Raw genomic sequence first — 24,201 nt, 5'->3', positions numbered from 1 at the left:
AGAGCGTTCGTACGCCCTCATCCTTTCCGCACTCGGATTAATACACATCACGTTGGTAACGCCCTTGCTCTTGCAAATCGTTGAGATAGGCTTCAGCTGCTTCGCGCGTCATTCCGCCTTCTTTTTCAATGATGTCAATCAACGCGTTATGGACATCCTTCGCCATATATTGCTTGTCTCCGCAAACGTAGAAGTACGCTCCCTTTTCGAGCCAGTCAAACAATTCTTTGCTGTTTTCCAGCATTTTGTGTTGTACATATACTTTTTGGGCCGTATCACGGGAGAACGCAGTCGTTACTCGGGTCAGTCCCCCATCTTTTTGATATTGTTCGAATTCGTCCTGATAAAGGAAATCGGTAGCGGAATGCTGGTCGCCAAAGAAGAGCCATGATCTGCCAGCTGCATTAGTCGCGACACGCTCCTGGATAAAGGAACGGAATGGCGCAATGCCTGTCCCTGGACCAACCATGATGATATCTTTGTCCTGCGACTCTGGCAAACGAAAATGTTTGTTGGGCTGAATAAAGACGGGAATCGTGTCCCCTTCAGGCAGTCGTTCCGCACATAAAATGGAACATACCCCTTTGCGTGCGCGTCCGTGTGATTCGTATCGAACAGCACCGATGGTCAAATGTACTTCGTCAGGATGAGCAGTCAGGCTGCTTGCAATGGAATAGAGGCGTGGTGGCATTTTTCTTAATAAAGAGACGATTTCTTGTGCGGATGCTTTCCACGGACCAAAATCACGCAATAAATCCAACAAATCTCGTCCATCGATATATTCTTTCAGTTGATTTACGTTCTCTTCTGATGCAAGCTTGCGCAGCTCCTCGTTTTCTGACAATTCCGCCGCCTGCACGACAATTTTTTTCGTCAGTAACGTGATTTCAAAGTGTGTTGTGAGGGCTTCCTTCAGCGGGAGGGTATCGCCCTGTTTCGAGATGATAACGGGAACTTCCGGATCCCAGTTCATTTCTTCCAGCAAAGCAGCAACTAATTCGGGGTCATTTTCAGGGATCATCCCAAGGGCATCACCAGGAACATAGGAGAGGCCTGATCCTTGCAAGGATAACTCGATATGTCTTGTTTCTTTGTTCGATCCAGCTCCATTTAAATTCACATTTTTAAGAACTTTCGCTTGAAACGGATGTAATCGTGAAAAAGTTGGTTGCACCTTATTGTCGACAGTCGTACTTTGCACAAATATTCACCTCAAATTGTAGTATATCCCTATTATAATACAGTCATCCTAAAAACTCGAATTCCTGTGCTAAAATACTCCAGCGGGCATTTCCTTTTCATTTTGAAGATCAAAATGCTCTGGCCGCCATAACGGTCAGAGCATCCATTCCTCTTTCCCTATTCTTGCTTCTCATTTCCTCGCTCAACGGTTTCCCGCGAATCACTTCTCGTACAGGCTTCCCTCTCATGCGTATGTAACAACTCATACACTTCTTGATCTAATTTTTTTGCCAGATTCGCATCATAATTTTTTTCGAATTCAGGCAATACGGTAAGTTTTCCTCCATAAAAAATAACGTCTTCCACTTCTTCAACATCCACCGTAATGATTCTGTATTTCATCGTACCGGCAAATATATCTGAAACCGAAGCCTGTCCCTTGATGGAATAACAGGTTTCAGGGCCGATCGTACCCAACACAACATTTGGATTGGCTTTGATATTATCAATGGAACTGCCTTTGTGACCTGTAGCAATTTTCACCTGTTTTCCATCATCCGTAGCCCATACCCAAGACACTACGCTTAGTTTCGGCAAGTTTGTTTCTGCATCAGACGTAATTAATGAAACGATGCACTCGTTTCTTAACCATTCAACAATTTCCGGTTTGAGTTTGGTTTCCAATTTCGCCATTATTTCGTTTCCCCCTTTGTCATTTCAACCTTTGTACCTGGTTTTGCATTCTATTCCCTCGATCAGCCCTTCATCGCTTTCACCGCCAAATAGCCGGAGGTTCCGCCAAGACCTGCCCCCGGATGCGTGGAGGCACCGATGTGATACAGGTTTTTGATCGGTGTCTCATGTCGCTTGTAGCCTGTACCTGGTCTCCAGAACAGGAATTGATCCACGGACGACGAGCCAGAGTATGGATCTCCACCTACAAGATTGGGGTTGTATCGCTCCAATTCCACAGGCGATATGGCGACACGCTTCAAAATCGATTCCTTGAAATGCGTGACATGCCGGCTGATTCGTTCCTCGATCCGCTCTACATAAGCATTGACCACCTGATCGGTATAACCGCCCGCTGTATCGATCTGTCCTGCGGCATCCCCTGCCAGATTGCGCGGCATCTCCTGCAATTGAATCCACAGCGTATGTTGTCCTTGCGGCGCACGGCTCGGATCATAGGAAGTGTGCTGACCCAGCACGATCGTTCCCGCTTTTGGCAGCAAACCATTGGCGGCTTCTGTGACGGATTGGCTGACTCCATTCATTCCGCCCGTCAGGTGAATGATTGCTGCCCGCCTCAATTCCTCGTCCTTCCAGTCGAGCGGTCGGTCCAATGCGTAGTGGATTTGCATATCAGCCCGCCCGTACTGATAATTTTGCGCGTTCTTGCGCACCTGTGCCGGTACCTGATCCGGTGTGAGCAGCTTGTCGTAGAGCTGCTGCGGCGTCACATTTGCCAGCACGTACTGCGCGTGATAGTCGGTCTTGTCCAGTGTGCGAACCCCTTTGACCCGTCCGTTTTCTACCAGGATTTGTTCCACCTGTGCCTTGGTGAAAAATTCTCCGCCGTTGTCCGTGACGATTTTCATGATCGCCTTGACCAGCTCGCTTCCCCCACCTTTGGGAATCGGCATACTCGCGGCTTCCAGCGTAAAGACGATCAGCTGGGCCATGATGCTGCCCGCCGCGTCGTCCGGTCCGATTCCCGTATGCAAAATCCACGGTGCGATCAGCGCTTTAATGGCATCGCTTTGAAAATGCAGGTCCAGCCATTTTCGCGCAGGGGCAACCATGCTGCCCACGTGGCGGGTAAATTCCGTTATCCCTTTGCTGCGAAAGGATGTAAACACGGACTGGATCGCGGCCCAGGACATTGGCTCGTTGCCGAACAGCGTAAAGATCATTTCGGAGTTGGCTTCAAAATATTTCATCGCCTCGTGATACCGATCACCATCACCTGGCATCAGGCGGTTGAAATGCTCGATGTTCTTCTGGCGATTATTGTAGAGCACGGCGCTGCGCTGATCAGGCAGGATCACACCTGTTGGCACATCCGTATTCACGTACTCCAGCCCGTTTTTGTGAAGCTCGTCCTTTAGCTCGCCGTAAGCAGGCCCGGTCACAAACAGCGGATGCCACCCGGAGAACACATCATGCTTAAAGCCAGGCAGCGTGATCTCGTCCGTGCGAATGCAGCCGCCAATCCAGGAGTTTCTCTCCAGCACCGCTACCTTTTGGCCTCTTTTCGCCAGCATCGCCGCTGCCGTCAGCGAGTTGATCCCGCTGCCAATTATCACTGAATCATATCGTTTCATCCATTGCCCCCCACGCATACGTTGCTGCCCAATCAAGCTTTTTTCAATAATTGCTTTGCCAGCAGATAGCCGGAAGTTGCATTCAAGCCTCCACCCGGCCAGGTCGATGCCCCGATGAGAAACAGCCCGTCCACTGGCGTTTTGTAACGCGACCAGCCTGGCACGGGTCGGAACAAAAAGTTTTGATCCAGATGGTGGCTTCCCGACACACTGTCCCCGCCCACCAGATTAGGGTTGGCGACTTCCAGATCGCGTGGGGAATAGACGGTGCGGCCGATGATCTGCCGGGTCACATTTGGCGCATAGACCTCCAGCTTTTTCAGCACGCGATCCGCATAGGCTTCCTTCATCTGATCCCAGGTGCCGATTCCGATTTCATGTAAAGAATCTCGCCGCGGCTTGGCCGGGAGGGCGCGCACCTGTACCCACAAGGTGTGCTTCCCTGCTGGCGCTCGTGTCTGATCAAAGGCGCTTTGCTGCCCGACTACCAACAAGGGACTGGCAGGAAGCTCTCCGTTCAAGGCATCTGAATACGTACGTGCTACATCTTCCACGTACGGTCCGATATGCACATAGGCAAACTTGGCATAGTCTTCACCCGCATTCCAAGAGAGCGGGCCATCCAGTGCCAAATGAATCATCATCGTCCCGGGTCCATAGCGGAACTTTCGGTACCGCTCCACATATGCCGAAGGAAGGGTCTCTCGATCGAGCAGCCTGGTGATCAGCTGTGTCGGTGTAATGTTTCCAATCACGGCTTTTCTCGCATGCAGCTTGTTTCCGTTCGCCAGTTGCACCCCGACTGCCCGATTGTTTTGGACCAGCACTTTTTCTACCGGATGCCGGGTCAGCACCTGCCCTCCCCGCATTTCCAATGTCTTGACCATGCTTTGAATGAGGTTGCTGATCCCGCCCTTGGCAATCGCCATGCCATTCCGATGATCCAAAGGCGGTTCTACAAACGGAAATTGCGCCCCTCCAGACACATCGGGCCCAAAGTCCAGGTGGAACGCCCAAGGGATGAACAGCGATTGCACCTTCTCGTTCTCAAACCAATACTCCGCAAATTGTCGCGGACTTTTGAGGATCATGCTGCCTAGCTCCACTGTCTTGGCAAATCCGAGGGCTCTCCACATCCGGTAGAGCTGACGCGCAGCGGGCCAGGACGGCAGCGGCATTTGCAGCAGCGGCAAGAAATGTGGGGCTGTTTCATCAAAAAATTTCAGCAGCGCCTGCCAGGAATCGGCATCGTTGCCAGAATGGCGTTGAAACTGCGCGATCGTTTTTTGTGCATCTGTATACACGCCGATTCCATCCCCATCTGGAAACACGCTGGCAAACGGCTGGTCGCTCACAGCAATAGCAAAACCGTTCTGCTGAAATTCTGTCTTCATCTCCTGGTAGATCTGCGAACCGAGAAACAGGCCGATATTCGTTGCGTACAAGTCATGCGTGAAGCCTGGCAACGTTACTTCTCCACTTTTCGACGCTCCGCCCGCTTGATCCGCCTGTTCCAGCACGAGTACCTTGTGGCCGGCCTGCGCCAGCTTCAATGCACAAGTCAGCCCGTTATGACCTGAACCAATGACGATATAATCTGAATCATTCATAGCATCACCTCATCGACAATTACGTACTGCGCATATTTCAACCGGTACAGAACCATAGAAGGTAACTGCGGTTTATAACCAAAAAATCCGTTTGGTTCAGACATACAACCTGCTTAGCTTCTCGCGTTCCTTGATCACGATCATGCGATTTTGGATATCGATCAGATCATCCTCTTTCCATTTTTTCAGGATCTTGTACACCGTAATGCGCGTCAATCCCGTACAGTTTGCAATGTCCTGCTGCGTGATGGAGATTCTGTCAGAGCGGTACGTCCTGCAAAACTTGGCGAGCGAATACGCGATATACTGCTCGGATGTAAACGCTTTCAAAAGAATGTCTTCGCTTAATATCCTCATTTTTTGAGCAATGGAATCGATAAAACAGGAAAGGAAATCCGGACAGGCCTGCACCATCTCCCTGAACGCTTCTCTTGAAAAATAGTAGAGGACCGTGTTCTCGACAGCTACCGCCGTGGAGAAGTAAGCCAGCTGATCGATTGCCTGCTCCCCAAACAGTTTGCCTTCTCCATGAATATCGAGTATTTTCCGGTTTCCTTCCGGCTTCACCGTCATGATTTTGACAAGCCCTGAATGCAAGTAGTAAAAACCGTTTCCTACCTCGCCTTGTGAATAAATAATCGCCTTCTGTTTCTTGAACTGTCTTTCTCCATATTTGAGGTAGGGCTGCCAGGATACACTCTGTTCTTGGTGCTTGTGGTTTAAAATCATTGATAAGATGCCCCCCTAATTTAGAAAGAATGAAGAAATGCTAGTATTTCTTGCACATGCTCGTAAATGCGTCCAGCTTCTTCACCAGACCCCCGTGACCGAACTTGAAGCTCGATTTTTTGTTCAGGTTGGCCTGACTGGTCCCGATCGATTGCAGAAAAGAGAGGATCATTTGGCGTCGGGCAACGATATCCTTGTTTCCCTTTTGATAGAAGTAAGAATCAATGGTGTTGTAGATCCCCCGATTTACCCCGTACACGGTTTCGCATACCTTGCAGAACGAAATGTCAGGCAAATGGATTTTTTCTTCAACTGCATTCGCCATTTCAACTCCTCCGTTGCTGACACCTTGGTACTCACCATAGAGAACGGTTTCGGTAAAGAGTACCACGATTTCGCTTGCGGGGATGTTAACTGCTTCACAATTTTGCCATATTTTCATCATGCTTCCCCCGAAAAATTTGGTAAAGAACGTGGACGAAAAGGGGTAATCCCTGAATTCAGAAATTACCCCTTTCGCTTTGTTGCCATGTACGGGAGCCTGCGCTTATTTGAAGTTCGGCATCACCTGCTTGCTGATCAGCTCTTGCTGCTTGATCACTTTCCAATGATCCATTCCGCCGTAATTGGTCAAGAAATCGATCTCCGTCAAGCCTTCTACCTCACGCTTCACGCGTTCCACTTTTTCACAGATTTCTTCTGGCGTCCCGATCCAAACCACATCGCCCTCGGTGATTTCCTCATACGTCATGCTTGCCAATTTCTCCAGAATGCCTTTGGTGTAGAAGTTGAAGCCGCCATTGATCATGCGGTCACGGTTTGGCAAGGCGATGGTTGGCGCACTGTTTCCCGCGAGGAAGTTTTTGAAGTGCTGTTCGGATTCCTTGCGAATTTGCGCTGCGTCATCGTCCATGTAGACCGCATGCAGCCAGACAACCTGCGGCTGATTGCCATGCTTGTAGCAAGCGTCGCGATAAATATTGAGCTGTTCCTTGAGATTTTCCAATGGCAGCAATGGCGGTACAAAAATGCCCCAGCCCTTGATACCAGCTTGTTCGTAAGTATGGTTGCTGGTCCCACCTGTGTAGTAAGGCATTTTGTCTTGCAATGGGCCTGGTACGATATCGACGTTTTTTGCTGTATAGTATTTGCCTTCGAAATTGACGCAACCTTTGCTCAATCCCTGCTCCAGAATCGCCAATGCCTCTTCAAATCTCGGTTTGGCTTCTTCGATCGGCACGATGCCCTCGTCCGGAAATACCCAAGCGTGGCCGCGCCCTACTCCGACCTCGATCCGGCCATTCGTCAAAATGTCTGCAACGGCAATTTCTCCAGCCATGCGCAGCGGGTTTACTTGTGGCAAAATGTGCAAGGCTGTGCGGAAGCGAATATGCTGTGTCTGATGCGCCACAGCCGTATAGACCGCCAGCGGATTGGCAGAGATGGAGAACCTGGAGAAATGATGGTGATCGATCAGTGAGTATACATCAAAGCCTGCCTGATCCGCATGAATAATCTGCTTGATCACTTCATCGTACAATTGCTTTTCGGTTTTGCCGTTTGACAGCTGCATTTCGGAATAAAGTCCAAATTTCATTCGTCAACTCTCCTTTGTACATGCAATAGCGAATATTTGGTATATTCAGTTTACTTCTCTACTATATTTGACATATCCCCGAAATGTATATGTGTAGTCCCGTAACTTCGGGATTCCCCCCACTACTGGATCGGGTTCTCTACGATTTCCACGCGGCATTGCTTGCTCCCACGCGTTCTGTACACCATCATCCAACGTAAGCTTTGCTATGTATCCGTGTGCGCTGCACCGATTTTCCCGTACTTCTCGATCGCCTCTGCTCTTGATTTCACATCCAGTTTTTGATAAATATGAGTTAAATAATATTCGATCGAACGTGTGGTCATGTACAGCTCTTTGGCGATCTGCTTGTTGGTAAACCCTTGCCCCACTCGCGTTAAAATATAGCTTTCCTTTTCCGTAAGCGGCTGATCTTTTGGACTGGCCTTGCTCTTGGTCTTCTGAAAATCGATCTGGCGAAACAGGCTGAGCGGGATGACCGTTTCGCCGCCCTGTACAGCCGCAATCATGCGAATCACCTGTTCCGGTGTAGCTTCCTTGGTTAGAACGCCACTGATCCCGATGGCAATCAGTTTTTGCAGGATGGGAAGATAATTCATCCCGGTGAAAATAACGATGTGGACATCAGGGTTGTGTTCCTTCATTCTTTTCGCTACTTCGATTCCTTCCATATCGGGAAGCATCAAATCCAGGAGAACGACGTGCGGGTTACATTGCCGAAACATTTCGACCGCTAATGCTCCCCGGTCAGCGACCCCGACTACCTCATATTTCTCGACGCCTTCCAAAATCAATCTTGTCCCGAAGCTCACCGTAGGATGATCATCCACAATTAACACTTTGCATCGGTTGGATGTACAGCTCATTTCATTCATCCTTTCTTTTTTGCACACTTGTTCATAAAACATGCAAGGTGGTCATGATGCTTGAAGAACAGACAAATGCAATCTGATACCCTGTCATCACAAGTCCAGAACAAAATGAGACAAACCTTACAAAACCTGCAAAACGTAGTCTTCACTTATACCAAGCGGGAAGATGGCGTTTTCATCTATACCTTGTATGAGGGCAAAATTGCAGAAGAGCTTGGTTTGACTACAGATACGATCTTCGGAAAAACGCTGCACCAGGTCTTCACTGCTAAGAAAGCGGACTACCTGACCCGATTTTACAAGGAAGCGTACAAAGGGATACCCGTTACCTATGAATTCGAGTATGCCGGAAAGATGTTTCACAACGTCCTCTCCCCGATCATCGAGCATGGAGAGGTTGTAGAAGTCGTAGGCTCTGCCATTGACATCTCCGACCGCAAAAAGATGGAGCTGCAATTGGCAAAAGCCAGAGACCAGGCGTTGTTGTCTTCCCAGCTGAAGTCGGAATTTTTGTCTACGATGAGTCACGAGATCCGCACGCCCATGAATGGCATTATCGGGATGATCGATCTCCTGTTACAATCGCCGCTGAACGACGAACAGCAACGGTACGCCAACATCGTCAAGACATCGGCCCACTCCCTTCTGGCCATCATCAATGACATCCTGGATTTCTCCAAAATGGAAGCGGGTAAAATGCAGTTGGAAATCATCGATTTTGACCTCCAGGCATTGATGGAGGACACCGTAGAGCTGATGGCGGCCAAAGCATCCGCCAAACAACTCCCGCTCTATTTGTATGTGGACCCGTCCCTCCCACCTGTTTGGCGGGGAGATAGCGGACGAATCCGTCAAGTGCTGCTCAATCTGATCGGAAACGCGATCAAGTTCACCCATTCAGGGGAAATCGCCATTCGAGTGACAGCCAATCCCGATACTGCCCAGACATCGACTCTCTCCTTTTCGGTGCGAGACACGGGAATTGGCATTCCGAAAGAAGAAGCACATCGCCTGTTTCAGCCTTTTACCCAGATTGATGGCTCCGCTTCACGCCAATTCGCCGGCACAGGCCTGGGCTTGTCGATTTGCAAACACATCGCGCAATTGATGGATGGCGAGATCTCGTTTGAGAGTGAGGTCAACAAAGGGGCTACCTTTACGTTTACAATCCCGCTTGAAAGGGTGCAGGATCAGGATCAGCAGGCAGCGTCCAGACAGGTGTTTGCCCTCCCACCCGAGCTGCGAATTTTATGTATCCTACATAATCCAAGAGATTACGAGCATATCCGCGAGTATCTCTCCAGCCTGGGGGTGCAGAGCAACTATGCGCAAAACGTGGAGCAAACCGCCAGCTTGTTTTTGCCAAGCAAGCGCATGCCTTATGATTTCCTTATCGTCGATTGTGAAGAGAATGATCTTCTTCCATTATACGCAACGATCAATCGTTCGAAAAATTTGAAAATAATAAAAATTCATCCCTCTCTTCCTTTTGCAAAAGAGACCAAGCCCGCTTCTGCCCAACCGATTCTCTTTGACAGCTATTTATCCAGACCGATCAAACAGTCTCAGCTGCTCTACCTGCTGAGTGACCAAAAGAAGCAGACACACCAGCTCCCGCATTGGCCGGAAGAACCGCAGCCAGGGAATGCATGGGCGGACAAAGCCAATTTTCAACTATTACTCACGGAAGATAACGAAATCAATGCGGAAATCGTCACGCTCCAATTAAAACAGCTTGGCCTCCACCCTCATCTGGCTAAAAACGGTCTGGAAGCTCTCGGATACGCAGCCAAGCACCGTTACGACCTGATTTTTATGGACTGCCAGATGCCCGAGATGAACGGCTTTGAGGCGACCCGGCGAATCCGGCAAAGCGAACTGAGCACAGGTCTGCACGTCCCGATTATCGCACTGACAGCCAATGCCATGCGCGAGGATCGTGACTTGTGCCTCGAGGCAGGGATGGATGATTACCTGAGCAAGCCGTTTACCTTCGAACAGCTCCAGGCCATACTGGAAAAATGGTTGCCGGGTACGATTCCGCACAAGGTTCCGTTCGACGAGCAAAAAGTGATTCATCTGTTTCGCCGTGGTGCGCATCCAGATGGACAGGAAAAATGGCATGCCTTTCTCCAAACCTTTGAGCGGCAAAATACGAAAGCCCTGGCCCAGCTGAAAGAGGCCATCTTACAAAAGGACCAGCCATTCTTTACCCGAATCCTTCATTCTACCAAATCAGGTTGCGCATTTATCGGAGCCATCAGTCTCGTTGAACTCCTTGCCCAAATGGAGGAAATGCACTGCAAGCCCAATTATCGTCAAACAGAGGTTCTCGCCCATCTATCGGTCGTTCAGCGAGAGTTTGGGAGAGTCCATGAATATTTGCGGGGGCTTCAACCCTCCTAATTCATAAGCAAGGGGGAAAAAGCCAGAATTCTGTGCGACGGAGAATTCTGGCTTTCATGTATGGCATTCTGGAGTAAACTAGGTAAACCAACGATCCGGGATGCTGCCGACCTTGCGTTTGAAGTACAGTAAGGGCCCCTTGTCCGCTTTTTCAATATGCATCACTTCACCAATAAAGATCGTATGATCCCCGGCTTCCACAACCTGGACTGTTCTGCACTCCATCAGCCCCAGCGGTTCAGGCAGAACAGGAAGTCTTCCTATCGACCAGCTCCACTCGACGTCGTCAAACTTGTTGGGCTCTCTGCTTGCAAAGCGCCAGCAAACCTCGTTCTGATCCTCTGCCAAAATGTGTATGGCGAACTTGCCAGCCTGTTTAAAAGCAGGCAAGGAGCCCGCCTTGCTGTCTGCACAGAAGAGTACCAGAAGATGGTTGATGGAGACGGATACGAAGGAGTTCGTCGTCAGACCAACCGGATTCCCTTCGGCATCCTCTGTCGTAATAATGGTTACACCGGTTGGATAGCTGCCCATGATCGCCTTGAACGTATCGACGTTCGTGTTCACAAGTGTTTGCATTCGTGTGACTCCCCTTCTCCTATCCGTTGTTTCTGTTCTCTCTTTTGATGATGCGGGAACGGCGATTTGCTTTTCATGAATCATTTCATGTGCAAGGTACGCAAATTCGGTTCTTCCACCGCATGCTTGGACTTGAATACATACAAACGAAGAATCGGATAGACGACACCAGACACGACCAGTGATGTAAAGAACTCAATCGGCACGACGGTATTCAGGACGTAGTGCGCCAGGGTTACCCCAACGATTGTAGACACGACGCCTGACCAGTTGACTTCCTCTGCTCCGAATTTGGCTGTATCCTGCTGGCCCAGCTTTGGACGAACAATGAAATAGTCTGCGATCATGATACCGGCAAAACAGGTCGTAATCACGCCCAGAATCGTGATCCAGGCGTTGACCAAGGCGAGTATTTGCCCGTACAGCATGATCAGACCGATGACGTTCCCCATCACGACAAAGACAAAGCGTCCCGGCTTCCAGTTCAGACTGGAGAAGAGATTGGACAAGGCGAGCGAGCCGCTGTACGTATTGAGCACCTGTCCCTTGAACTGCGCCAGTACCATTAAAATAAAGCCGATCACTCCACCGAAAATGATAAAGGCGGCTGCAATACTATCCGGGCTTTGCAATGCCGTCTGAGCTGCTGTCGCCGCATCCATGCCCTGTACTTTCATATAGTAGTCCGTAATCGTCTGCATCCCGGCAAACATCACCAGTCCGCCAATGGTCAGCATGAAAATATCCATCGCGATGTTCCCCAGGAATGCTGCGATCCCGATATCCCGCGATCGTTTCGCATAGCGCCCAAAGTCTGCATCGACCAGCGCCAAAGCTCCCGCAGACCCGATCAGCACGTTGATCCCGAAGATCAGCTTGTCCGTCTCGCTCGTCACGCCCATCGAAGCGAGAACCTCCGGCGGGAATTGCGCTCCGAATGTGAGGACGGCGCTCCAGGACTGCCCCGACACCGCGATAATGTCAAAGAGCATGTACAGTAATACGGCAAAAAACGCGATCAGGGTATAGGAAGATACCTTCGCTACCAATTTGAAGCCGAATGTCGTAATCACAATCCATAATATCGTTAAGATGCCGTAAATCACGATCTTCGCTGTCAGCGTATCCTCGATCGCAAGGAAGAACAGAAAGCCCTTGTACAACAACGCGTTCTCAATCGCTAGAAAACCAAGTATCATAAAGCCATAAATCGCTGAAGCAATGATCGAGCCTTTGATGCCGAAGCCGTATATTCGTGACATGACCGTACTTGAAAGGCCCGATTTAAAGGCGATGTGCCCAACGGCCCAACCTAGCGCTCCGCCCACGACCGTCACGATCAGCCCCGCGATGATTCCGATTTTAATCCCTGCCACAAATGTGACCAGCGCCCCGAAAAACAGCTGAATGAGTGTAGTTGCGATCCCCGCCGTATTCCAGGAGAGACTCAGCCAGCCTTGTCGCTCTGACTCCGGAACGCTCTCCAGCGCATGGTCTTCAATGACAGACTGCATATCTTTTTCGCTCATACTCACAACCACCCTTTATGGATAAAATGAATAATCTTACTTAGCAGTTGGAACCAATGCGATCGGACGAATCGGACTGCCGCTGCCGTCGGTAATTTTCAGTGGTGTCGCGATGATAATCGCACCTCTTGGCGGCAATTTGTCGACGTTCGCCAAGGAAGCCATGCCGTAGCGATTGGCCTCGTGCATGTAGTAATGACTGGGGAAAGCAGGCTCAAACGTCGCTGCGATTCCTGCGTCTGTTCCTACCGTCTCTACCCCAACCCCCAGGATTTTCCTCTCCTTGGCCAAAAACTCGGAAGCTTCCGGGGCAAAGCCAGGAGTATGCGGCATACCATCTGCTCCCACGTTGAAGAATTTTTCATGATTGTCGTTGTATGCCGCCCAGCCCGTATGCAGAATCAGGTAGGCGTGCTCCGGAATCTTGCCGTGCACACTCTCGAATTCCAGAATGTCTGCGACCGTCAACAAATAATCCGGGTTTTCCTGGCACTTCTGCCTCACATCAATCACACAGGCTTCCCCAATCATGTTCTTCATCGGGATCGTGTCGACGCCATCCTGTCCTTTTCCACTGATCCAGTGACGCGGAGCATCGAAGTGCGTGCCGACGTGCTCACCTGTGGTGAAATCGTTCCAGTACCACGCTGGACCGTTCTCATCGTAGTTGGAAAGACGGTTGTAGCGGAAATGTCCCGTATTGACGAACGGCTCCGGCAATTGCATGACCGGTGTGTTTTCGTTCAATGGTTGAGCCAAATCGACGACTTCAATGCCACCATTGATAATGCCGGCAAGCAGATCACCCAGTAAATCTTTTGTGGACGTACTCATTTTATTTGCCTCCCTTTACCCATTTTTCAAATTCCGTTGCATTCATTTCTTTCATCTTCTGCTCAATTTCCAGTTGCCGGTACCACGCTGCTTTTCTGCTTTTTCCGTAATACTCCTGATGAATGACGCTCCCCTTCGCATCCTTTACGTACAGGGTCGTCTTGCCCAAACGTACTGCATCGCCTGCTCGGAACAGTTTTTCAAAGATCCAGACGAACGGCATCCTCCATGCATGGGCCGTTGCGTCGATTTCCACCTGATACGGCAGATCCGCCTTTACGTGATTTTGCATAGGTCTTTGAGCCTTTTGTAGTTTTGGTCCACCGAATATTGCAGGTTGCGGATTTCTACATCCGTCAAGTGAGCATACTTTTGCATGGAACGCGTATACTCCTGGATCGGTGTACGCTTCTTCACTTCATAGGTCATTCTAAACTTGCCTTCCACACACTCCCAAAGCGGATACAGGTTGGTCTCCACGGCCAGCTTGCCTACCTCGATAGTTTTCTCCGTTGGGAACTTCCAGCCTGTCGGACAGCCCGAGTAGAGGTGAATGTAGGACATGCCGTTCTTTACCTGCATGGCTTTTTTCAATTTGTCGATGTAGTCAGGCAGGAACGAAGGGTTCGCTGTCGCCACGTAAGGGATGTTGTGTGCTGCCATAATCATCGGCATATCTTTTCCCTTTTGCGACTTGCCTTGGCTCTTATCCCCTACAGGCGTGGTTTGGGTCCACGACCATTTCGGTGTCGTTCCGCTGCGTTGAACCCCTGTGTTCATGTAGGCTTCATTGTCGTAGCAGATGTAGATGATGTTCTCTCCGCGCTCGGCTGCTCCGGACAAGGACTGGAAGCCCGCATCCGCTGTACCGCCGTCACCGGCAAAGGCCACCACATTCACATCGCGGCCTTCCCGCTGATACTGCCGCTTGATCCCGGCCAGCATCGCTGCCGTATTGTCCAGCAGCGGGAAAAAGACAGGGATTTTGGTACCCGATCCGCCTTGGAAGCCGACGACACCGATCCCGCCCATGCAGCCTGGAGGAATCGCCAGAATCGTATTTGGCCCCAGAATGCGCAGGGTCGTACGCAGTGCCAGCTCTGCATGGCATCCGAGACAAGCAGAGTTACCTGGTGACAGCAGATCCTCATGACGGGTCACATCGTAATACGCTTCCTTGATTTTCTTTTCTTCCCTGAAAATAAAGCCGAATCTCTTCTTGGTAAAAAAGGAGTCATCCTTTACCAGCGTTGCCTTGGCGCCTTTCGGACGCGTCGAATAGTTATGGTTGTTGCTCTCCATCACACGATCCCCTCCTTTACCTCGTGATCTGCTTGGCCGGCTTCATCGGCATGGGTAAACAACTGATCTTCGTCCACTTCATCCAGCCCAAACCAGGTCACGTCGCGATACTGGCCGCCATTGGCTACGTACTGGGTAATCACGATGGCTTGCCTGATTTGCTCCAGCGTGACATCGGAGCCGCCCAGCCCGCCGATAAAGTCGATCATCGGCGGCATTCTCTTGCCGCCAAACGCCGTGCGCAACTCGAGGTAGCTCGTGCCGTAGCCTGCCCCAAAGGAGACGTTGCGATCGATCGTGCCAATCGCTTTTACCCCGGATAACAACGCTTGCATCTCGTCTACCGGGAATGGACGCAGGACGCGAATCCGCACCATCCCTGCTTTGATGCCAAGCTCCCGCATCTCGTCAATCGCCACGCGCGCAGTTCCCGCCGGACTTCCCATACAGACGATGGCAATGTCGGCATCCTCCATGCGATACACATCTACCATACCGCCGTGATCTCGACCGAAAAGCTGCAACCACTCTTGACGGACTTCCTCGATGACTACCCTGGCGTATTTCATCGCCGTCACCTGTTTATGCCTAAATTCCGTCAGCATCGGACCTGCCGTCAACGGGTCGACAGACATCGGTTTGTCCGGGTCCAGCTTCACATGCGTGATATCCGGCTTCGGCAGGAAACGGTCCACTTTCTCCTGTTCGGGAATGTCTACACGCTCCGCCATATGGGACAGGGAGAAGCCGTCGTAACAGACGTTTACAGGGAGAAGAACGCCTTTGTTCTCCGCGATCTTGTAAGCTTGCAAGACCGTGTCCAAGACCTCCTGGTTGCTCTCACACCAGATCTGAATCCATCCTGCTTCACGCACGGTGACGGCATCCTGCTGACCGCCCCAGACCGTTTGCGGCGAAATGACTTCACGGGTGACCAGCGCCATGACGATCGGCAGACGCATCGTACTGGTGCGGATGTACGGCTCATACATCAGGGCAAGACCTTGTGAGCTGGTTCCCGTAAAAGTACGTGCTCCTGCAAATACCCCGCCCTGCAAAACGCTCAGTGCCGTATGTTCACTCTCTACTTCTACAAGGTCGGCATCGATTTCACCCTCAGCTACGAATGTGGCCAAATATTCGACCAGCGGCGTTTGCGGTGTGATCGGATAGGCTGCCAGCAAGGAGACACGCGCCAGCTTGGCTCCCCATGCCGCAGCTTTGTTTCCATTTAATACGTCAATTTTGCCCACTATTCCTCACCTACCTCTTCATACATCGTAATGGCATTGGCCGGACAGACTTCTGCGCAAATGCCGCAGCCCTTGCACCAATCCAGATTCGTATCGTAATGGGTGTTCAACTCAAGCTTGCATCCGACGGGACAGTACATGTAGCAAGCAGAGCATCGCTTGCAAAGATCCGGATCTGTCACCGGACGCTGATACCGCCAAAGACCGGTATTGACCACATACAGTCCTTTCCCGACGGAGGCAACATCGTCCCCTGTCAGTCGATACAACTTGTCAGGTACTTTTGTGCTCATCTCTTATCCCTCTGCCTTCTGTAACTGGCCGCTGCGCGTGACAACCAGCACTTCATTGAATCCACGAGCAACGGCGACCAGATTTTTTTCTACGATTTTCTTCGGAAAGTTACTCTCGATACATTCGCACAACGACTGTAGAGAAACCAGCTTGGTCGCCTGAGCAAAAGCGCCAAGCATAATGGTGTTGGTAATCGGTGCCTTGAATACTTCCAGCGCTATGCGTACAGCATCAATCGTTGCAAGCGTTTCCACATTTTCCGGAACATCGTCCAGCGTCATTTTTTTACGAGCGTTAAGAATCGCAAATCCATTCGGCTTCACACCAGTAAAGATCGGGAGTTGTACGATGAGAGCGGAGTCCAGCACTATGATGCCATCAGGCTCATACACCTGTGTTCGTTCCCGGATCGGTTTGCTATCCAGCTTCACAAACGCTTCAAGCGGTGCGCCGCGGCGTTCGAAGCCGTAAGCCGGGATGGATTGACCGTAATTGCCCTCATGCACCAGTGCATGGCACAGCAACTCGGATGCCATCACAGCGCCCTGCCCGCCTCGACCGTGAAATCGAATTTGTTTCATCTCCTTCACCTCATTCAAGTAGTTGTAACCTGTTTCACCATGATAGACTATTTCGAAAATTTCGTATGCTAAGCATTTTACACTTGCCGAGGAAAGCTGATGATTCGACACTTCCCCCTATTTGACACAAGAGAGGGAACAATTCTTTACAAGAGAACGGGTTCAATTTATGATTTGTATTACTATTAGGAATTGTGTAAATATTACTTGTAGTAACAATGTAACACTCCTATCGATAATTTGGTTGAGGGGGATAGATATGACTCATCACAAGTATGCATGGGAGCCTTATCTGTCAAAGGGAATCCAAAAAACGTTTCCTCAAAAGGCGATCTTGTTTCATCAAGGCGAGGTCGGAAAAGGCTTTTACTATCTGTTTGACGGCGAGGTAAAGATCAAATTGACCTCCAGCAAGGGCGACGAACGCATCATCGATATCGTTACACCAGGAGAGCTTTTTGGTGAAGCCGGCATAAAAAAGGAGCCGTATTTTTCAACGGCTCATGTGACGAAGCAATCTGTCCTCTACTATTTTTCCACTGAAACATTCCAAAGCATTTGCAGGGACAATCCGGCAGCCATCGATATTTTCTTGCAATCCCTAATCCGCAAAGAACGACTGCTGGCTGAGATTGTGACGCAGGAAAACCGCTCGTTTGAGCAAAAGCTGGCCTTTTTCTTGCTGAAAATGTATAACAAGAGCAAAGAAACGAGCATCTCGATCAATCAGATTTCGTTGTCCAGTTACATCGGCACTTCCCGCATTACGGTCTATAAAATTCTTCAGCAATGGGAAAAGAAAGAGATTGTCACGGTATCCAACCGCTCCATTCATATCAATGACATGAATCGGCTGCGGGCGATTTTAAATGAAAATATTATGATTCCTTCTGAGAACTGAGCATGATTCAAACGGCCCCTCCGACCTATCTCACAGGTCGAAGGGGCCGTTTTTTTTCAGGCCGCGCCCCGTTTGTCGCGGGCGGTTCGATTACACATTCAACAGCTTATCCTGCAAAAACAGCTCCCGTACCTCGTCAGGGATCGGGACAGCTTTCAGATTTCCTTTGTCATCGAACTGTACCCAGCCGCGCAGTTCGTGTCCGTTGGCGACCAGCTCTTCGCCGCGATACACTTCGTGCTCCAGACGGAACGTCTTGTTGTTGACTTCCGTGACGCGGGAGACGACGCGCACAGCATCGTTGTACAGAAGCGGCTTGCGGCAGGTCACACCTGCATCCAGGAGCGGCAAGCCGATTTTTTCGTTGTGAAACAAGTCGAGCACAGATACGCCCATTTCATTGACCAAGGTCAGCATCCCCATATCAAACCACTTCATGTAGGTGGGATAGTAAATGATGCCGGCCATATCGGTATCTCCCCACTGGACTTTTATATGTACCGTATTCTGAACCATGAGAATCCCTCCTCTGCTCCTTCGGGTCTAGTTGCAGGTGAAGGAGACGCTTCCCCCTGCGGCCTTCCTCTCGTTCCGTCCCGGATTCTTAGACAGTCGCTTTCGATTTGTGAAAATCAGGCAGGTTCAAAGCCTCGTCTACCAGCTCAAATTTGTTGTTGCGCTTACATTGATTGTAGAAAATCGCTCTCTTGCGGATCGGATCGCCTGTGTAGTAGCGCTCATACTGGAGCAAGCGCTGTCCAAAGGCTTCACCGCACAGATCCCATGCGAGCTTGAACAGTCTTACGCGGTGTTCGCCCGTGATGCCTTCGCGGCCCAAATAGTATCTCTCCATGTCCCCTGCAATTTCCGGTGCTTCGAAGTCTGCACCGGTCGGGGACATCAGGAGACCGCCAGCGCCGATGATCTGCATGACCTCGATCGCACGCGGATACATGGTCGGCATCAAGCCGCGGATGGTTTCCAGCGAGACACCGCCAGGCATGACTTCGCCAGACGGCAAGGTTTCAAATTCGTATTCCGCCACTCGCAGGAGCGCGCGGATGGTTTCGACAGATTGAAGCAGTTCTCCAAGCTGGTCCTGTACGTTCAGGAAAACATCGACACCGATGGAGTCTGCTACACGGCAAGCCACTTCTGCCGCAAACTGGAGCTTGATCAATCCGCGTACACCTGATTGGTGAGCAGGCTGCTGGGCGATCCCTGTCTTCGGATACAGCAGGTTGGCCGCTTCTACGTTGTTGTAGAGGAATACGCGATCCCACGGTACCAATACATCGTCGAAGACCAGGACTGCATCCATTTCCTCGTAGCGGGAAGCCAGCGGATGGTCGAAGAGCGGCCGTGTGCCGTCTTGCATAGGCTCACGGCAAAGCATGCGAAGTCCGGGTGTGTCGACTGGCAGGGCAAAGGCCAGTGCGTAGCGCTCATCCCCCGGCTTGAAGCCTGGGAACGAATAGATGATGACTTCATCGGTGATCGGTGCCAGTGTAGCCAGCATTTTCGCGCCACGAACGATCAAGCCTTCCGCTGTTTCCCTGACGGCACCCAGGTGTGTAAACATGTCGTTTTGCTCATGGGAGCTTTTGCTGCGGTCGTTTTGCAGATTGATGATCGCATGGGTCAGGAACAGGTCATGATCGCGAATATAACGGTAGTAATTTTTGATATTTACGGCCCAGTTCGGGTTGTACTTGTCGAGGAAGTCTGCATTGCTGTACATCGAAGTCACCACGACGTTCAGGAAGTCTGGCGTCCTGCCCATCAGACCGAAAGTCGCCTTGGCAAAAACCTCAAATACCGCTCTGCGCTTTTGCAGATCATCGTAATTTCGCGGCACCAGGAAAGCGTTGTTCGTGCGCTCCCCTGTCTCTTCACAGATGTGTGTGATCTGATCCTGGTACTTGGGATCATGCTGCAAGTCATACAGATTGGCCATTTCCAGAATCGGACGTGTAAATACTGGCTCATCGAATACGTTGGTGATTTTGCGGCCCGACATCCATACCTCTGGCTGGCGAGATTTCACCGCCTCGATATATTGACCGCCTGTGCGAATACCCATTTCATTTTCCTCCCTTTTATCCATGGATCTTGCTCATCTTTTTAAAAGACGACAACTTGTTAAGCTTCGCGCCTCCCCATCCTCTCTCTTTTCGCTAGCGCATGGTTTGCTCTTGGTAAGGATTATAAACGTCATGTGTAAAACGAATTGTATTGTAGTTAACGTTTTGTTAAATTAGAAACGAATCTGTCGAAATCTTCTCAAAAGAAAACCGGTTGCTGTTTGTCAAGCATTTCGTCTTGGTCAAGAAATGACGGATTGTACGATGAAGTGCGACACCTAACGAAAGGCAAAAAAAAGCCCATGATTGATTCGTGTAAAATGAAGTCACCACAACATCGTTTACACGGGAGAATCAATCATGGGTTATTCACATCGCAGCGTAGCCGAACGCAGTCAGCTGGTATTCCTTCATCGCTTGGGTCGGTCTACCTGTAGCTGTCAGGGGTTCGTCACGTAAGATTTTAATTCACCGGCTGCGATCCCGAAAAGGTCCGTTTCCGATGTGACGATTGCATGGGTGCACCGCCAGAGTACAATTCCTGTAACAGGAGCAATGACATCATACATCTTTGACCCGTTGAAATCGTTAACGGATGCGATCGATTGCCCGTTTTCTACGAGATCACCAGGCTCCACAGCATAGCGGCACCAACCGTCTCTCTCTGCTTTCAGCCAATGGTATTCCGTAGCAATATACGGTTGTTTTTCGTTTCTCCTTGCCTGTCCCTCGATCATGCCAAGCAGACTTGCCACACGCAACACGCCCTCCCTATGGAAAGACACGCTGTTCTCATCGAGAAGACCGTTTCCGCCTGCTTCAGCGAACGCTGCGAACTTTCGCTGTCTCGCCCTGCCGCTGCAGCTTCGCCCCGGCTTCATCAGCAGCTCGGGTGGGATTTGTACGATAATGTCCGACTCAAAGGCTGCCGCCACAGCAAAAGCAAACTCGTCGAACGATTTGTCTCCGATCATTGGCGCCACTGAAAATCGGGCGACCCTCTCGCATAAATCTCCACCGTGTAGATCAATCAGAACGACAGCATCTGCGGCCCATTCGTTTAAGAGCGCATCGGCAAGCGCTTCGCTAAAAGTGCCCTGACTTGACCCTGGAAAAGAAAAATTGATATTTTTGCCGTCGATGGGGCATACGTGTTGCGTGCGATCCTTCAATGCTGGCAGGTTTACAATCGGCATGATCGATACAGTTCCGCAGCGAAGTTCCCTTCGAAATCGTTCAACAAGCTGGAATGTTGCTTCAATACCATCAACTTCATTCACGTGGATACCGGCCATGACACAAAGCAGTGGTCCCGGATTCGGGGCCGTGATTTCATGGACGGTCCACTTCCAGCCTTCCAGCACGGGAGAACGAAAAGTCAATTGTCTTGTCGCGTATTGAATTGGTCTGTCATGTTCATGAATCTGTTCTTCTTTCATTTCGACACTCCCCTTTTTCATAAATTGTGGCCGATCTGTTACCCGACCAAATCCTCTTGATTACGCGATCCAACATGAATTCCCGTCTTGTTGGGGAAAAGGACGGAGACTATGACAAGAACCAAGATCCCCACAATATAAGCAGGAATGATCGGCCTCCAGCCAAGTGGATTGTCATTGAAGAGCCAAACCATTCCCGTTAGCGCCCCTGTCAGCATACTGGAAATTGCTCCGGCTGCACTTGCCTTCTTCCACAGTAACCCGGCAATCAACGGAATAAATGCACCACACGAGAGAGCAGTCCAGGCCAATTCCATGTTGCCCATCGCTTTGTCATAGAATGACGCGATCGCCCAGCTTATCACGCCAAGGGACAGTGTCAGCCATATATTGATTGAAAGCTTTCGTTTTTCTCCCAGCTTTTCAAAGTTTATAAAGTACTTGCAAATGTCGTTCGTAATAACGGCAGATGCTGCGATCAGGCAAGCAGATGCGGACGACATCAATGTGGCTAGTACAGCAGATATTGCTAAACCTTTTAACCCGATCGGAAGAATGGTTCCGATGAGTAACGGTGTTATCATTTCCGGGTTTTCAACATTGGGACCGAGAATATGGTAGCCCAAGATCCCGATTAACGGCATCGTAATGGCGAAGAATACAACCCCCGCGGCTGCCCAATAACAGGAATTTCTCGCGACCTGTGGACTTTTTGCGCTCATTATTTTTTGAATGATATCAAATGAACAGAATATAGCTGGAATCGCATAAAGTATTTGAGCAATCACGGTAGAAATTTGACCGTCTTTTACCAATGTGAAATATCCCTCTGGTGAAGTTTTGATTAAATTGGTGATGCCCCCAGTATCCATGACACCTACGGCTATTAATGCGGTTACACCTGCAAACATCACGAACATTTGGACAAAATCTGTAATAAAAACAGCCCATAGACCACCGAGTACCGTATAGGTTACGACAATGATTGAGAAAGCAAATATCCCAATCTTGGGATCCCAACCAAGCAATACGGAAAAGAGCAATCCTCCACCTACGATTTGTCCAGCCGTAAAAGCGATTTCCGCAATCGCGATTGTTATCGAGGTAAACAGCCTGCTTTTTTCGTTGTACCTGTTTCCAAACCATTCAGGGAGCGTTTTACTTCCGATCGCTTCTCGCAATGGTTTAGCGCCGATTAATCCAAGAACGATAAAGGTCACGATATTGGAGATAATCCACCAGCCTCCCGAATACCCGATCGAGTAGCTCAGCCCAACAAATCCGATGATGGAGCCTGCTCCGATTTGTGTTGTCAAAAGACCAGGGGCTAGGTAGTGTGTGGGTACTTGCCTTCCCGATAAAATATGATCTTCATAGCCTTTCAGCTTTCTTCCAGCAAACAAACCAATTGCAACCATCCCGAGCATGTATGCCGCAATCACAATCCAGTCTAAAGAACCAATCGTGAACATTCTTTTTCCATCCCCTTCGCTCCAATTTTTTATCCTTACAACATGTTTGCCTCCTCCCTATTTGCTTTCCACTGACAGATCATATAAGTGGACTCATTTTTATGAACTGTGCAAATTTGATACCAACCGGATTAACGGTGTCAGCTTGCTTGAAAACAGGTTAAAACTACGTATTTTCCGATCATTGTTAAAAAATTCAAACAACAAAAGAGAAAAAATTCTACAAATTGTAGAATTTTCACACAAGTTTTCCTGTTTGACGTTCTTACTCGTTTTGCTGAATCAATCCCTCGCCGATTAAATACGCATTTGCCACTTGGGCAACATCCCTATGCAAGGCGTCAACTTGATAAGTGAGTTCGGCGAATTTTTCTTTCGTGAGGCTGTCGTTTAATTGATTTAGAAGACCTTTGAGGCTTGGGTAATCGGCAAGTGTTTTTGCTCGTATCACAGGCACTGCCTGATAGGGTGGAAAAGCGTGCTGATCATCTTCCAGAACTGTCAAATGATATTCTCTGATTCGACCGTCAAATGCAATGCCAACCCCTACCTGAACTCGTGCATCTTTGACGGCCTGAAAAACAAGTGCATTTTCTGATTGGAACCAATCTTCAGGCCGGATGGCAAGACCGTATACCTCATCCAACCTTGCCTTACCATCATCTCTTTGCATAAATTCAGCATAGGCGGCTGCCTTCAACTTGACACTCGGCTGGCTGGCGTAGTTTGCCAACTGGCTTATCGTGTAGATATTGTGTTTTTCCGCTAGCTCCTTTGACATGAGTACCACCCATGGGCTGAGAAACTGGCTGGGATTTAGCCAGATAAGTCCCCTTTTTTCATCTTCCGCAGCTACCGTTCGATATGCCTCACCAGCGTCCATAATTGGAGGTTGATGATGATAAAAGATTCGTGCCGTGTTGGTGTACTCCCAACATAAGTTGATCACGCCTGATTCCAATGCTTTCCGAATCGGTTGACTGTCTTTAAAAACCATTTCCTTTACTTGAAATCCATGATTGCGCAATAAAAACGCTGTTAATTTTCCATAAAGGATTTGTTCCGTGGTGAAGGACTTTGATCCAATGGTTATCAATGGTTGTTCATCGATTTCCATTTGCTCCTTACTTGCTGGGATATTCGATTGACTACTGGTACAGCCAGTCAATGTCCCTATCAACAGCGTACATAATAAAGCCAAAAGCAGCGT

Annotated in this window: 23 protein-coding genes; 2 read left to right on the top strand and 21 right to left on the bottom strand. The window is 49.7% G+C overall.

Annotated features, from left to right (window positions below; translation table 11 throughout):
• Positions 1-37 precede the first annotated feature (37 nt).
• From ACTID9_RS12540 to ACTID9_RS12505, 8 genes are all read right to left on the bottom strand, one after another.
• Positions 38-1,201: a sulfite reductase subunit alpha gene (locus ACTID9_RS12540; protein ID WP_441071598.1), complete on the bottom strand. Its 1,164-nt coding sequence runs from the start codon at positions 1,199-1,201 to the stop codon at positions 38-40.
• A 158-nt stretch (positions 1,202-1,359) separates the two neighbouring features.
• The gene (locus ACTID9_RS12535) at positions 1,360-1,875 is read right to left on the bottom strand and encodes a pyridoxamine 5'-phosphate oxidase (RefSeq protein WP_441071597.1); all 516 of its coding nucleotides are present in this window, start codon (positions 1,873-1,875) and stop codon (positions 1,360-1,362) included.
• A gap of 62 nt (positions 1,876-1,937) precedes the next feature.
• Entirely contained in the window at positions 1,938-3,509 is a 1,572-nt protein-coding gene (locus tag ACTID9_RS12530; protein WP_441071595.1) for a phytoene desaturase family protein, read from the bottom strand.
• 32 nt (positions 3,510-3,541) lie between these two features.
• Positions 3,542-5,119, bottom strand: a complete 1,578-nt coding sequence (locus tag ACTID9_RS12525) for a phytoene desaturase family protein (RefSeq protein ID WP_441071594.1) — start codon at positions 5,117-5,119, stop codon at positions 3,542-3,544.
• 96 nt (positions 5,120-5,215) lie between these two features.
• Positions 5,216-5,848, bottom strand: coding sequence for a Crp/Fnr family transcriptional regulator (locus tag ACTID9_RS12520; protein WP_441071592.1), 633 nt, complete (start codon positions 5,846-5,848; stop codon positions 5,216-5,218).
• A 40-nt stretch (positions 5,849-5,888) separates the two neighbouring features.
• Positions 5,889-6,293, bottom strand: a complete 405-nt coding sequence (locus ACTID9_RS12515; RefSeq protein WP_441071590.1) for a hypothetical protein — start codon at positions 6,291-6,293, stop codon at positions 5,889-5,891.
• 102 nt (positions 6,294-6,395) lie between these two features.
• Positions 6,396-7,445, bottom strand: a complete 1,050-nt coding sequence (locus tag ACTID9_RS12510) for an LLM class flavin-dependent oxidoreductase (protein ID WP_441071588.1) — start codon at positions 7,443-7,445, stop codon at positions 6,396-6,398.
• Between the two features lie 206 nt (positions 7,446-7,651).
• The gene (locus tag ACTID9_RS12505; protein WP_441071586.1) at positions 7,652-8,311 is read right to left on the bottom strand and encodes a response regulator; all 660 of its coding nucleotides are present in this window, start codon (positions 8,309-8,311) and stop codon (positions 7,652-7,654) included.
• 60 nt (positions 8,312-8,371) lie between these two features.
• On the opposite strand from ACTID9_RS12505, the gene ACTID9_RS12500 reads away from it, so the two are divergent.
• Positions 8,372-10,723, top strand: a complete 2,352-nt coding sequence (locus tag ACTID9_RS12500) for an ATP-binding protein (protein WP_441071585.1) — start codon at positions 8,372-8,374, stop codon at positions 10,721-10,723.
• Between the two features lie 78 nt (positions 10,724-10,801).
• On the opposite strand, the gene ACTID9_RS12495 is transcribed toward ACTID9_RS12500, so the two are convergent.
• The 8 genes from ACTID9_RS12495 to ACTID9_RS12460 form a co-directional block, all read right to left on the bottom strand.
• A complete protein-coding gene (locus tag ACTID9_RS12495) occupies positions 10,802-11,302 on the bottom strand; it encodes a flavin reductase family protein (protein WP_441071583.1) in 501 nt (166 codons plus the stop codon).
• Positions 11,303-11,382: 80 nt separating this feature from the next.
• Positions 11,383-12,831 carry a purine-cytosine permease family protein gene (locus tag ACTID9_RS12490; RefSeq protein WP_441071581.1) on the bottom strand — a complete coding sequence of 483 codons (1,449 nt, stop codon included), beginning with the start codon at positions 12,829-12,831 and terminating at the stop codon, positions 11,383-11,385.
• A 36-nt stretch (positions 12,832-12,867) separates the two neighbouring features.
• Entirely contained in the window at positions 12,868-13,665 is a 798-nt protein-coding gene (locus ACTID9_RS12485) for a cyclase family protein (RefSeq protein ID WP_441071579.1), read from the bottom strand.
• Position 13,666: 1 nt separating this feature from the next.
• The gene (locus ACTID9_RS12480; protein WP_441071578.1) at positions 13,667-13,957 is read right to left on the bottom strand and encodes a hypothetical protein; all 291 of its coding nucleotides are present in this window, start codon (positions 13,955-13,957) and stop codon (positions 13,667-13,669) included.
• Entirely contained in the window at positions 13,942-14,967 is a 1,026-nt protein-coding gene (locus ACTID9_RS12475; protein WP_441072565.1) for a thiamine pyrophosphate-dependent enzyme, read from the bottom strand. The genes ACTID9_RS12480 and ACTID9_RS12475 overlap by 16 nt, the downstream gene beginning before the upstream one ends.
• On the bottom strand, positions 14,967-16,220 hold the full coding sequence (locus ACTID9_RS12470; RefSeq protein WP_441071577.1) for a phenylglyoxylate dehydrogenase: 1,254 nt from the start codon (positions 16,218-16,220) through the stop codon (positions 14,967-14,969). The genes ACTID9_RS12475 and ACTID9_RS12470 overlap by 1 nt, the downstream gene beginning before the upstream one ends.
• Entirely contained in the window at positions 16,220-16,513 is a 294-nt protein-coding gene (locus ACTID9_RS12465; protein ID WP_441071575.1) for a 4Fe-4S binding protein, read from the bottom strand. The genes ACTID9_RS12470 and ACTID9_RS12465 overlap by 1 nt, the downstream gene beginning before the upstream one ends.
• Positions 16,514-16,516: 3 nt before the next feature.
• Positions 16,517-17,095, bottom strand: coding sequence for a 2-oxoacid:acceptor oxidoreductase family protein (locus ACTID9_RS12460; RefSeq protein ID WP_441071573.1), 579 nt, complete (start codon positions 17,093-17,095; stop codon positions 16,517-16,519).
• A gap of 259 nt (positions 17,096-17,354) precedes the next feature.
• On the opposite strand from ACTID9_RS12460, the gene ACTID9_RS12455 reads away from it, so the two are divergent.
• Positions 17,355-17,996 carry a Crp/Fnr family transcriptional regulator gene (locus tag ACTID9_RS12455; protein ID WP_441071571.1) on the top strand — a complete coding sequence of 214 codons (642 nt, stop codon included), beginning with the start codon at positions 17,355-17,357 and terminating at the stop codon, positions 17,994-17,996.
• A 90-nt stretch (positions 17,997-18,086) separates the two neighbouring features.
• On the opposite strand, the gene ACTID9_RS12450 is transcribed toward ACTID9_RS12455, so the two are convergent.
• The 5 genes from ACTID9_RS12450 to ACTID9_RS12430 form a co-directional block, all read right to left on the bottom strand.
• Complete coding sequence (locus ACTID9_RS12450; protein WP_441071569.1) at positions 18,087-18,512, bottom strand: acyl-CoA thioesterase; 426 nt, start codon at positions 18,510-18,512, stop codon at positions 18,087-18,089.
• Between the two features lie 88 nt (positions 18,513-18,600).
• Positions 18,601-20,079 carry a 4-hydroxyphenylacetate 3-hydroxylase family protein gene (locus ACTID9_RS12445; RefSeq protein ID WP_441071567.1) on the bottom strand — a complete coding sequence of 493 codons (1,479 nt, stop codon included), beginning with the start codon at positions 20,077-20,079 and terminating at the stop codon, positions 18,601-18,603.
• 441 nt (positions 20,080-20,520) lie between these two features.
• Positions 20,521-21,519 (bottom strand): succinylglutamate desuccinylase/aspartoacylase family protein, encoded by a 999-nt coding sequence (locus tag ACTID9_RS12440; protein WP_441071566.1) that lies wholly within the window; start codon positions 21,517-21,519, stop codon positions 20,521-20,523.
• A gap of 38 nt (positions 21,520-21,557) precedes the next feature.
• Complete coding sequence (locus ACTID9_RS12435) at positions 21,558-22,991, bottom strand: sodium:solute symporter family protein (RefSeq protein ID WP_441071564.1); 1,434 nt, start codon at positions 22,989-22,991, stop codon at positions 21,558-21,560.
• A gap of 265 nt (positions 22,992-23,256) precedes the next feature.
• Positions 23,257-24,108 carry an ABC transporter substrate-binding protein gene (locus ACTID9_RS12430; RefSeq protein WP_441071562.1) on the bottom strand — a complete coding sequence of 284 codons (852 nt, stop codon included), beginning with the start codon at positions 24,106-24,108 and terminating at the stop codon, positions 23,257-23,259.
• Between the last annotated feature and the right edge of the window lie 93 nt (positions 24,109-24,201).

It is taken from the genome of Brevibacillus fluminis (assembly GCF_052072235.1).
Taxonomy (GTDB): Bacteria; Bacillota; Bacilli; order Brevibacillales; family Brevibacillaceae; genus Brevibacillus_D; species Brevibacillus_D fluminis_A.
The sequence above is the reverse complement of the archived record's forward strand: the minus strand, read 5'-3'. Positions and strand labels throughout refer to the sequence as shown.